General features: G+C 38.7%; 7 protein-coding genes. All 7 read left to right on the top strand.

Going from position 1 to position 13,195, the window contains the following annotated elements:
• Window positions 1–2: 2 nt before the first annotated feature.
• The 7 genes from G7051_RS02705 (at window position 3) to G7051_RS02675 (ending at window position 13,146) form a co-directional block, all read left to right on the top strand.
• A complete protein-coding gene (locus G7051_RS02705; RefSeq protein WP_166198343.1) occupies window positions 3–1,922 on the top strand; it encodes a RagB/SusD family nutrient uptake outer membrane protein in 1,920 nt (639 codons plus the stop codon).
• A 108-nt stretch (window positions 1,923–2,030) separates the two neighbouring features.
• Window positions 2,031–3,641 carry a DUF5123 domain-containing protein gene (locus G7051_RS02700; protein ID WP_166198341.1) on the top strand — a complete coding sequence of 537 codons (1,611 nt, stop codon included), beginning with the start codon at window positions 2,031–2,033 and terminating at the stop codon, window positions 3,639–3,641.
• A 110-nt stretch (window positions 3,642–3,751) separates the two neighbouring features.
• A complete protein-coding gene (locus tag G7051_RS02695; RefSeq protein WP_166198339.1) occupies window positions 3,752–5,389 on the top strand; it encodes a glycoside hydrolase family 28 protein in 1,638 nt (545 codons plus the stop codon).
• A 26-nt stretch (window positions 5,390–5,415) separates the two neighbouring features.
• The gene (locus G7051_RS02690; protein WP_166198337.1) at window positions 5,416–6,798 is read left to right on the top strand and encodes a polysaccharide lyase family 1 protein; all 1,383 of its coding nucleotides are present in this window, start codon (window positions 5,416–5,418) and stop codon (window positions 6,796–6,798) included.
• A 93-nt stretch (window positions 6,799–6,891) separates the two neighbouring features.
• Window positions 6,892–8,064, top strand: a complete 1,173-nt coding sequence (locus G7051_RS02685; protein ID WP_166198335.1) for a glycoside hydrolase family 105 protein — start codon at window positions 6,892–6,894, stop codon at window positions 8,062–8,064.
• 136 nt (window positions 8,065–8,200) lie between these two features.
• The gene (locus G7051_RS02680; protein WP_255493299.1) at window positions 8,201–11,353 is read left to right on the top strand and encodes a TonB-dependent receptor; all 3,153 of its coding nucleotides are present in this window, start codon (window positions 8,201–8,203) and stop codon (window positions 11,351–11,353) included.
• Between the two features lie 134 nt (window positions 11,354–11,487).
• Window positions 11,488–13,146 (top strand): RagB/SusD family nutrient uptake outer membrane protein, encoded by a 1,659-nt coding sequence (locus G7051_RS02675; RefSeq protein ID WP_166198333.1) that lies wholly within the window; start codon window positions 11,488–11,490, stop codon window positions 13,144–13,146.
• Window positions 13,147–13,195: the final 49 nt, after the last annotated feature.

Here is a 13,195-nt window from a genome sequence, read left to right as displayed (position 1 = left end):
CAATGAGAAAACTAATATATATAACCGTAGCAGCTTTTTCGTTCATGCTTTCGTCCTGCAATGATTTTCTGGAAACAAGCAGCGATTCGAAGATGACGGACGAAACTGTATACACATCAGTTTACTACACAGAGTCGGCGGTAAAAGGTATTTATGACCGTATAGCCGATGCACAAATGTATGCACAGCGTATATCGATAAACTGGAGTACTAATAATGATATCGAATTTGTGGGTGCCGATGAAACCAGCTATAACCAGGATACCAACAGAGGAGTTTCTAATTATTATGCAACTTCGGGTAATTCGACTCTTATCTGGACTAGAATCTATCAAATGATAGAACGTGCTAATTTGGTTATTCAAGGAATACAGAACAGTCCCCTTATGTCTTCGGGTACAGATAAAGAAAAGGGAGCAATGAAATCGTTGTTGGGAGAAGCGGTGGCAATGAGAGCAATGGGCTATCATGAGTTGGTGAAACATTGGGGAGATGTTCCTTTCAAAACAGAGCCAACCAAGAATGACTTGTCTAATGTATATCTGGTTAAAACAGACCGTGATTCGATTTGTGACTACCTCATCAAAGATCTGTTAGCAATAGAAAAAGATGTTCCATGGGTAGGGCAAAGTGCGGGTTCCGTTTCTTATTCTAACTCGGAAAGAATCAGTAGAGGTTTCATTAAAGGTATTATTGCCCGTATTGCTCTAACAAGAGGTGGTTATTCATTAAGAGATAAACCGGGGTATCCGACCGAAAGAAGGTCAGATTATCTTGATTATTATAAAATAGCACGTACTCAATGTGAGGAAATAATTAATGAGGGTAAATACCGTCTGAAGTCTAGCTATGAAGATATCTGGAAAGATGTATGTGCCTTGAAAGCAGATGGAGCGAATGAAGAAAACTTATATGAAGTTGCACTTGGACTAAGTCAAAGTGGAGAAATCGGTTATAGTATCGGAATCAGATTCTACACCAATACGAAATACGGATATGGTAATAACTCGAATGTGGTGAATACAAGTGCTTATTATTACTATTCTTTTGATAAAGAAGATCCCCGTAGAGATGCAACCATTGCAACGATAATGTATGGTAACGCCAGTGGCGATCAGAAGGAAGTATTTCAAAGCAATCCTCTTTCTTACAATTTTGCAAAATGGGATCAACGCTGGATGGCTGAAAACTCAAAATGGTTGGCTCAAAATAAGGCTGCCAATGGTAAATGGGGGTATGGTATAAACTGGATCAATATGAGATATGCAGATGTTCTGTTGATGTATGCCGAGACCGAAAATGAGCTAAACGGACCTACCGAATCTGCTAAAAACGCCTTGAAGCAAGTGAGGGCAAGAGCTTTTGCCGGAACAAAAAACGAGTCTGAAAATGTTACTGATTATATAAATAATTTAGGATCAAAAGAACAGTTCTTTCAAGCATTGGTAAATGAAAGAGCATGGGAATTTGGCGGTGAAGCTATTCGCAAGTTTGACCTTATTCGCTGGAATCTGTTAGGAAAGAAAATTAAAGATCAACAAGCCGCTTTTCTGGCTATGATCAATGGCGAAACAGCCAATATATTTGGCAAAGAAGTATCGTCGTTACCTCAAAATATATATTACAAATATAAAGACGATAAAGAAAACATAGCCAAAGACAGTACTAACTATTATGCTGCCGATATAGCTTTAGATGCTTTAGACGATAACCAGTTGAAAGCTCGCGGATATACAAAGGTTAAGTGGATGTCGGGCTTTTCTGAAGATAATAAAAAAAGCTATAAAGAGAGAATCCGTTTGTTTAGCTCAGGACTTTTCAAAGAGTACAACGGTGTATGCGATAACCGTTATTTATATCCGATTCATAGTAGTGTGATTGGAGATTATCAGGGGATTGTTACTAATTCTTACGGTTATTAAGGTCTTAAAAGCTCTTAACAGCTTTGGGCGGTGAAACCTCCGAAGCTGTTTATAACCAGAAAGTATATCGTAAATACTTTTTTACTTAACTCATTTAAAGTAAATAGAATGAAAAAGAAATTTTCAATAAAAAATATAGTAAGCAGTCTGCTTATACTTGGTCTTACTCTGGGGTTTTCATCCTGCGAAGATGTAAATGACTGGGGTGTAGACGATAGCTTTAACCGGATATTTAGTCCGGTAACATTCGAAACAGCACAAGTTGGAGCAACGTCGGTGAGCCTTCGTTTTTCGAGTGTGCCCAATGCTCAATCTTATGTTATAGAATTCAGTAAAGATAGTTTACAGTTCACTACCATAACCAATACTGTTGAGATATTGGCCGATGACATTGTGCTGGATCCTAACTCTACATCCAAGTTATATCTTGCTACGGTAAAGAAATTAGATCCAGAGAGCAGATACTCAGCCCGTATGAAAGTAACGTCTAATAACGGGTTGCCGGAGTCGAGATGGGTAACATTGACTTTCAAGACTTCAGGAGAACAAATTTTCGATGCAGTGAGTAATATCACCGAAAGTTCGGCAACATTAACTTGGGAGGCCGAAGCCGAAGTGACTCATATCATACTATCAAGTGGAGGGACTAAAAAACAAATCGATCTATCTCCATCTAATATCGCCGAAAGTAAATTAGAATTATCAGACCTTAAGGAAAATACATCTTATACTGTTGAGATTTATAATGGAGATCGTAAAAAAGGAACAAAATCATTTGCAACTGCTCAAAAGATATCGGGCGACGGAAAACGATATACGATGACAGGTACCGAAAATATTGTTGATTTCTTAAATGCAATAACCGAAAGTGAAGTCGTGTTGGTTATCCCTTCATCTGCAAAATTTGAAATAGGCGATGCATGGACACTTCCGGCACATATAAAATCTCTTACATTATGGGGATTATCGGGAGAAGGACAGGCAGCTATCAGCCTTAAGGAGATTAAACTAGATAATGCTGTTTCCTCTTTCAAAATATGGATACATAACATGGCTGTTACAGGTACAGATGCTTCAGCTGATTATGTGATGAATGATAATCCAACTACAGCCCGAACGATTTCCGAATTCAAAATGGATAATTGTACTATATCTGCCTTTAGAGGGGTATTTCGTATGCGTGCTGCGTTAACTGTCGGCATGATCGATATTGATAATTGTATAATCAGTAATATCGGAAGTTATGGTATTATATCTATAGATGCTGCTGCGGTATCAGTAAAAGATATTAGCTTGAAAAATAGTACAGTATATAAATTAAACAATACAAATGTTATTACTTGCAAATCGAAACCTACATCGATAAGTATTAATTATTGTACTTTCTATGATGTACAAGCTAAAGATAAATACATCATCAATTTTGATGGAAAAGCAGCCAATGTCTCAGGAACATTCAGCATAAATAACTGTCTGTTCGGAGCCTCAGATGCTTCTGTGTCTACTCGAGCAACTAACCCGAAAATAGAAAGCACATTTGTGTACGATTCTTATAAAACGAATGACTATACGGTTGCTTCAAACTATCCGCTGACAGGAGTTTTGGATTATGAAAATACATCGGCCAATTTATTTACCGATCCTGCGAATGGAGATTTCAAAATTAAAGACACTAATATTGGTGGAGAAAAACAACCCGGTGATCCTCGTTGGTGGTAAATGATATGAAGACTGAATTATAAATTTAAATAAGGAAGTAAGGACTACAGTTATAAAGTAATAATATAGTCTGTGCCTTACTTCCATTATTAATAGAAACATTGAAAAAAATGAACACATTAAATAAGATTGCAGTTATCCTTGCCGTTTGTTTTCTCGTTCCGGGTTTGCTTCACGCAGGTGACAGATATAATTATTTATATAAAGGCTTGCCTTTTGATATGCCGGTGCTGGATCGCCCTACATTTCCTGCAAATAATGTCTCGATAGCAGATTATGGAGGAGTACCCGATGGAGCGACTCTAAATACCGAGGCTTTTGCTAAAGCAATACAAGCCTTATCTCAAAAAGGAGGAGGAACTCTTACAGTGCCTTCGGGAATTTGGTATACAGGTCCGATTGTATTCCAATCGAATATAAACCTGCATCTCGAAAAAGGAGCTTTAATCTTATTCTCCTCAAATTTTGATTTGTACCCATTAGTTCATACCGTATTTGAAGGACTTGATACCCGTCGTTGTCAGTCGCCTATTTCGGGTCGTAATCTGAAAAACATAGCTATCACGGGCGAAGGCTCGATCAACGGTTCGGGTGATGCGTGGAGACCCTTGAAAAAAAGTAAAGTAACCGATAGTCATTGGCAGAGAGTGATTAAATCGGGAGGTGTTGTTAAAGATGGTAACTATTGGTTCCCTAGCAAAGGTTCGCTCAAAGGAAATGATATGAGTGACATGAATGTTCCTAATGGAGACTTGTCGGACGAAGAGTGGAAATCTGTAAAAGATTTTCTGCGTCCCGTTATGGTTAGTTTCATCGAATGCGAAAATGTTTTGCTAGAAGGAGTTCTTTTCGAAAACTCACCCAGTTGGAATATACACCCATTGATGTGTAAAAATGTAATTGTAGATAATGTCTTTGTACGTAATCCGGGCTATTCTCAGAATGGTGATGGATTGGATTTGGAGTCTTGTCAGAATTCGATAATAGTTAACAGTACATTCGATGTCGGCGATGATGCTATATGTATCAAATCGGGAAAAGATGAAGATGGACGCCGTAGAGGCATGCCTACCGAAAATGTAATCATCGATAATTGTAAAGTATTTCAAGGACACGGCGGCTTTGTTGTAGGAAGCGAAATGTCAGGAGGAGTTCGTAATATATCGGTTTCTAATTGTCAATTCTTAGGAACAGATGTCGGTTTGAGATTTAAAAGTCGCAGAGGGCGAGGAGGTGTTGTGGAGAATATTTATGTGAATAATATAAACATGTTTGATATTGCGACCGAGTCGTTTCTATTCGATCTATACTATGGTGGTAAATCTGCATCAGAAGCTTTAGAGGATGGAGATGAAACGCCTGTAGAAAATATTGTTTATGAAGTAGACGAAACAACTCCTGTTTTCAGAAATATATATGTGAAAAATCTGACATCCAGAAATGCAAGAAGAGCAATGTACTTCAACGGGCTTCCCGAAATGAATATCACAAACATTAATCTCGAAAACACAACAATAACCTCTACCTTTGGTGGAGAATTGTCGGAATCGGATGGTATTACCTTCAAAAATGTGAAGATTATACCTAAAGAAGGTCCGGCATTAATTTTGAATAATGTAAAAAATATGGATGCTACAGGATTAACTTATCCTGATTCTCTAAAAGAAGTTGTAAAAATCACAGGTAAGATTAATGGAAAAATAGCATTACCCAAGATGTTGAAAGCTGATAAAATTACCAAGGAGTAAATATATTCTCTTTTTATTCTCAGACTATGAAAAACACGATATTATTTCTGATGTTACTATGGGCTAGTCTTTTTGTAAATGCTCAAATTCCGGCATTTCCGGGAGCCGAAGGTGGTGGAATGTATACTACCGGTGGACGTGGTGGGGCTGTTTATTATGTAACAACCCTTCAGGATACGCTTGTTGGAGACAAAAAGAACTGTGAAGGAAGCCTTCGCTGGTGTCTCAGAGGAGACGAACCTAAGGTTATTCTTTTTAAAGTGGCGGGAATAATTCATCTGAAATCGAGATTAAATATTCTATCCAATACTACTATTGCGGGACAAAGTGCCCCCGGTGACGGAATCTGTATAGCTAATTATCCGGTGAAAATAACAGGCGAGAATGTTATAGTTCGTTTTATACGTTTTAGAATGGGAGACCTGTCGGGTGTTGAAGACGATGCTTTATCCGGAAATAAAAGCAGAAATATTATTATAGACCATTGTTCATTGAGCTGGAGTACTGATGAGTGCGGGTCTTTCTACGATAACGAAAACTTTACATTACAATGGTCTATTCTTTCCGAAAGCCTAAGAGCATCGGTTCACCGAAAAGGTAGGCATGGTTATGGCGGAATATGGGGAGGTAAAACGGCCTCTTTTCATCACAATCTTTTTGCTCATCACGATAGCCGTAACCCTCGTATGTGTGGTAGCCGTTATACAGCTCTGCCCGAACTGGAGTTGGTAGATTTCAGAAATAATGTGATATACAACTGGGGCAGTAATAGCGGATATGCAGGAGAAGGTGGCAGATATAATTTTATAAACAACTATTATAAACCATCGAAAACATCTTCGAATCCGAATAGAATATTCTCTCCTAATGCAGATGATGGAACCAATAAACAAGAAGCCGGAGTTTGGGGGCAATTTTACCTATCCGGAAATTATATGTATAACGATGAGGCAACAACCCAAAATAATTTATTGGGACTTCAACCAAATCCGGCAACAAAGAACAAAGAAGAACTGATCTCGTTAGTTCCTTTTGAAGTACCTTTGGTTGAAACCGATGATGCCGAAACAGCTTTTATAAAGGTATTAGCCAAAAGTGGTGCCAGTTTCAAAAGAGACAAGACCGATGCACGTATCATAGTCGAAGTAAGAGACGGCTTGACTCCTGTCAGAGCCTCGCGAGACAGTACTACCAGACCCGGAATGATCGATTCTCAAAAAGATGTGGGTGGATGGGAGTTATACAGCTTCGATCCGCATGAGGTTATTATAGATACTAATGTTGACGGTATTCCCGATGGCTGGTTAGAGGCTAACTATCCGAACAAAACAGCAAACGATACTAATGAAGAAGGATATACTTATCTTGAAGTGTATTTAAATAGTCTGGTTAAAGATATAATGAACTAGAATCGGACTACTAAGTATTTATTACTATTTTCAAGTGATAAGCTTTATTATACCAAACAAAAGGTCTTTGACCACCTTTAAATAAAGAGAACCATGAAAAAAACACTTTTTACATTCATCATCCTATTGATATCCCTGTCCGGCATATCGGTTTTTGCAGGTAAACCCTATTCTGTTTGGATGGTAAACTCCGAAATAAAAAGAAATCCCGAATCGTGGATGCTTGATTTTTCGAAAGAACCTAAATGGAATTATTGCCATGGACTTATGCTGCAAGCCATATTACAAACATGGCAAAAAACAGGAGATCAGAAATATTTCGATTACGCATATTCATATGCCAATCTTATGATTGGCGAAGACGGACAGATCAAAACATATAAACCGCAGGAATATAATATCGACAGAGTAAATACAGGGAAAATATTATTTCCGATTTACGAAAAAACAAAGCAGGAGCGTTTCAAAAAAGCTATGATTCTATTGCGTAATCAGATGAAAACCCATCCACGTACGGCAGATGGCAGTTTCTGGCATAAAAAGATATATCCGCATCAAGTGTGGTTGGATGGATTGTATATGGCTTGTCCGTTTTTAGCCGAATATGGTAAAGTTTTTAATGAACCCGATCTGTTTGATGAAGTAACCTTGCAAATATTGGACGCACATAAATATCTATATGATGCCAAAACAGGATTGTATTATCACGGATGGGACGAAAGCCGTCAGCAAAAATGGGCGAATCCCGAAACAGGTTTGTCGCCTAATTTTTGGTCACGCAGTATAGGATGGTACATGATGGCTATAGTGGATGTATTGGACTATTTACCGGAAGATCATCCTAAGCGAGCTGAAATTATTGCTATCCTGCAAGATGCTTGTGCAGCCGTTGAAAAGTTTAGAGACCCTAAGACAGGCATGTGGTATCAGGTAACCGATATGGGAACCAGAGAAGGAAACTATATCGAATCGAGCGGTTCGGCTATGTTTATCTACACATGGGTTAAAGGCGCACAAAAAGGGTATTTAGATAAGTCATACGAAAAGAAAGGAAAGAAAGCATATGATCAATTTGTCAAACGATTCGTAAAGAAAGAATCTGATGGTACCATATCGATAACAGACGGATGTTCGGTTGCAGGATTAGGAGGTGAAAAGGTTTATCGTGACGGTAGTTTCGAATATTATATATCTGAGCCGATCAGAGATAATGATCCTAAAGCAGTTGGACCATTTATAATGTTGAGCTTATTATTGGGGAAATAGAGCAGAAAAAACATTTTGACTACCCTGAGTAGTCAAAATGTCCCCTGTATAACCGATAAATATATTCTACTATTGTAACAAGTTAGCTTTATAAATCAAATTGTTAGACCTTAAACTTCTTAATTTTAACCACACCATGCAAAAGACAATTTTGAAAACGTTGTCTGTGATGTGTGCCTTATTTTTTCTATTATCATGGCAAAGTGCATTTGCACAGCAGGCAATAGAAGTATCGGGTACGGTGACAGACTCAAAAGGAGAAACCTTAATAGGGGTTTCGGTTTCAGTAAAAGGTTCTACTACAGGTACAATAACAGATTTAGACGGAAAGTATTCGCTGTCTGTTCCCGCTACCTCAAAAATTCTCGAAGCCAAGTATATTGGTATGAAAACTCAGGATGTTCCTATCACCGGTAAAGTGGTGAATATTGTTATGAGAGACGATTTCTCGGAACTGGATGAGGTGGTTGTTATCGGATACGGAACCATGAAGAAGAACGATCTTACGGGGTCGGTTGGTAGCGTTTCTGCTGACAATATTGTTGCAAAAGGTGCAACCAGTGTGATGGAATCGTTGCAAGGACAAGTAGCAGGGGTTGATATTGCCCAAAACTCGAGTAGAGCAGGTGGGCGATTTGATATTCAAATCCGCGGAAAGAGTTCGATGCAGGGAGGATCTCCTCTTTATGTTGTTGATGGAGTTGTTACGGATGGTATTGACTTCCTGAATCCTGCCGATATTGAGCGTCTTGATATTTTGAAGGATGCTTCTTCTACAGCTATTTTCGGATCCAGAGCCACCAATGGAGTTGTTATGGTAACAACCAAGCAAGGCACGCCTTCTGACGTGGGCAAAGTATCGGTTACTTACGACGGATATTACGGTTCTAAAAATGTAGCCCGCATGCCCGATTTTATGAGTGGCGACGAGTTTAGCGATTACCGTTTTGCCAGATATACAACCATGACTAATGCTCAGTTGCAGAAAGCGTATGCAACAGGTATACCCGAATATAGTATAACTAGCGGCGATCTTAAGAACTTCTGGAATGGTGATAGTAAGGTAATGAAACGAATATTTCAGGAGAAAGATTATACAAACTGGCCTGATCTTGTGACACAGAACGGACAGCAACAAAATCATTTTATCAGTATAAATGGTAATACCAAAAATCTGGCTTATCGCGTTGGGGTAGGTTTTCAGGACGAAGATGGTGTATTTGTAAATGATAATTATAAAAGATACAATATCAAAGGGTCTGTAGATAATAAAATCAATGACAAATTTTCGGTTGGTTTTTCTGCAAATATGGCCATGACCGAGAAAGATTTCGGGAGTAAAAATGCTGTTTTGAACAGTTTCCGAACCAATCCATATTTTATTCCTTATGATAAAAACGGTGATTTGGTGTTGCTTCCCGGAGGAAAAGATATATTTGAAAGCAGTGGGCAGTTCTCAGGAATTATAAATCCTCTTATCGATTTGATGAATGCAGAAGATAATGAAAAGATTTATGATGTACTGGCAAATGTATATGTTCAGTATAATCCAACAAAAGAGATAACCGTAAAAAGTAGCTTCCTGCCAACTTATAATACAAGCCGACACGGAGTTTATAATGGTGTAAAAACTGCTGCACAGTTTGCTGCCGGAGTAAATGCCGCAGAGGTAACCAATGAAGATAGATTTACTTATACATGGGATAATCAGGTAAATTATCAGAAAAGTATCGGAGATCATGATTTTAATGGTATGTATCTGTTTAGTGTTTACGATAATAGATATAATGAGGATTATACCAAGGTGAGAGATATGCCTTTCGAAACAAGTTTTCATAACTTAGAATCGGCAGCCGTTATCGAGAAAGTTAGCAGTAACTATCAACGAATAACTATGCTATCTCATGCTTTACGGCTCAATTATTCCTATAAGAGTAAATATATGGCTACGGTAACGAGCCGCTGGGATGGATCGTCTAAGTTTGCCGAAGGTAAAAAATGGGGAATGTTCCCTTCTATGGCATTGGCATGGAGAGTTTCGGAAGAAGATTTCATGAAGTTCGATGCATTGAGTAATCTTAAGCTAAGAGCCAGTTTCGGTTATACCGGAAATAACGGAGGTGTAGGTCCTTACGATACGCAAGCTCTTGCCAAACAAAAGTATTGGTATGATTTCGGCGGAGTAGGAGCTAATGGATACGGTCCTAACGGATTGGTTTATACAAACCTATCGTGGGAAAAATCGAAAGAATTTAACTTTGGACTTGATTATGGATTCTTTGGCGGACGTATCAATGGTACGATCGACTATTATAACAAATTATCATCAGATCTTATTTACAAACGTACCATGCCTCTTGAAACGGGAGCATACGGAGGTAAAATGTGGGATAATGTAGGTAAAGTTCGTAACAGTGGTATTGAGTTGGCTTTGACAACAATGAATGTTGTTACAAAAAATCTTCAATGGTCAACTACTTTCGTATTCTCAGCCAATAAAAATGAGATTGTAGAGCTTTACGGTGCAAAAGTAGATGATGTAGGAAATAAACTGTTTATCGGAGAATCGTTGGATGCGCTTTATAATTATAAGATAATAGGTGTTTGGACTGCTGACGAAGCTGCCGAAGCAGCAAAATATGGTCAGTACGAAGGACAGGCAAAAGTGCTTGACCGCGACAAAAACTATGTGATAGACGAAAAAGATAAAATGATTCTGGGATCAGCCTTACCCGATTGGACTGGAAGTTTTACCTCTAATTTGAATTGGAAAGATTTTGATTTCTCGTTTTCTATCTATACAAAGCAAGGTGTAAATGTATTGAGCCCCTTTATGGTAGAATTTACTGATTACAAAGATCGTGGACGCAGTAAATTGAAGATGGATTATTACATTCCGTCGGGCACACCTATTCTAAATGCTGATGGTACTGTAGGAGTTTCAGCCGGACGTAACAGTCAGGCATACCCTTATCCTAACAATAGCGGTGTAAATAATGGAGGAGGTGCATATTGGAGTATATCGAGCGATAGCGAATCGGGGTCGAATAACTATGTAGATGCATCATTTGTCAGAGTTAAGAATATAACCTTTGGATATTCGCTTCCACGCAAACTGTTATCGAATATAGGCGTATCGAATTTGAGGCTGTATGTAAATGTTTTAAACCCTTTTGTATTTACCGATTATAAGGGATTTGATCCCGAATGGGCTTCAGCGTCTCTTTCAGACGGTAGTGGCGGACCAAGTTCAGTAACCTATCAATTTGGTGTAAATCTTAAGTTTTAAGGTGTCGTACCTACTATAACTTAAGTAGCACTAAGTATTTATTGTTACATTATACAACTATAAATGCCTCTCGCTATTATGCTTACCAAAGCAATAAATAGGTCTGAGACCTTAATAATAAAAATTGAGCAACAATGAAAAAAATATATTACATATTATTCCTACTCATTCTGCCGTTGGTTGGATGTAGTGATTTCCTGGAACAGGATAATAAATCAAATGTTCCCAGAGATCAGTTTTATGGAACCGCAACGGGCTATAACAGCCTGATGAATACAGTCTATTCTTCTTTACGTGCAATATATGGAATCGAACCATGGATATTCTGTGCAGGAACAGACCTGTATGCTTCGGGTCGAAATAAAGTTCCCGATGGGTTGGGTACGTATAAAGGATTATTGGATTCCGATCCGGATGTGAAGAAATTCTATACAAATTGTTATGCAGGTATACAGTTGGCAAATACAGCTATTTACTATGCAGACCATACCGAATCGACAGATCTTTTAGGGCAATATAAAGCCGAAGCCCGATTCATCCGTGCCTATTACTATTATTTGCTTGTTCAGAACTTTGGAGGAGTAGCTCTTGTAAAAGATATGATCGATTCGCCGGTAGTTTCGTTCGAACGTAAATCGGCAACCGATACGTATGCTTTTATAATTTCGGAAATGGAAGATTTGAAAAGCAGTTTGCCTGCTAAAACTCCGGTATTCGGAAGGGTTGATCAGCGTACAGTAAACCATTTTCTGGCAAAAACCTACTTATGTCGTGGATATGAAACATTTGGTACGGCTGCCGATTTTACTAAAGCTGCCGAATATGCCGATGCTGCTATAAATAATCAGACATTGTCAACCAGCTTCAATAATCTATTCTGGCCTGACCAAAAGAACGAGCAAGATGAAGAGGTAATCTGGTCGGTGCAATACGATGAATCATCGATAGCCACTCCTACTTCGGGGAATATGCAACAAGCATTCTTCGGAACTTATCTGGGAGGAGTCGAAGACGGAAACAAGTATACCACATCGACACTTACTCCGACTATTCGTTTGCATCAACTGTTTTCGAAAGGGGATACTCGTTATGAAGGAACTTTTATGGTTCAGTTTTATACGCATTATTATGACTTTTACACAAAAAGCAAACAGCTGGATACCGAAAAAGTACTCTACTATTATCCACCGGCTTGGCAAGTTGCCGATACTGCCGCATGGCGTGCCGCTAACCCTGCTACAAGATCAAAAACTGTTATTATCCCTATGCAGGAAAATACTCTGACAGTCTCAGGTAAGCCAACTACGTACATTGCGGCAATGTCGGGCGATGTGTATGGAGTAGCCGTGGTACGCAAGTTTGATGATCCTACATCGGTTTTCAGTACAACCGGAAGTACACGTGACGTTATACTCGCACGTGTGGGAGAAAGCTATTTGGTGGCAGCCGAAGCTTATTACAAAGCAGGCAATACAGACAAAGCAGCAGAACGGATAAATGTGGTTCGCAAACGTGCTGCCGCAGCAGGATATGATATGAGTATAAAAGCTTCTGATGTATCGATAGATTTTATTCTTGACGAGAGAGCAAGAGAGCTGGCAGGCGAATATCACCGTTGGATGGATCTAAAACGTACAGGTAAACTGATCGAATATGCTGTAAAATACAATCCTAATATTATCGGTGCTGATTATTTTAAAGGAGTGGACGGTCAAAATAAAATATTGCGTCCTATACCTTTAGATGCCATTAACCTGAATCAGGCAAAAGTAGAACAGAACCCCGGGTACTAAAGAAGTATCTGTCAAATAAGAAATCTAAGGGGTAATTTGTTTTACCCCT

It is taken from the genome of Dysgonomonas sp. HDW5B (assembly GCF_011299335.1).
Taxonomy (GTDB): Bacteria; Bacteroidota; Bacteroidia; order Bacteroidales; family Dysgonomonadaceae; genus Dysgonomonas_A.
The sequence above is the reverse complement of the archived record's forward strand: the minus strand, read 5'-3'. Positions and strand labels throughout refer to the sequence as shown.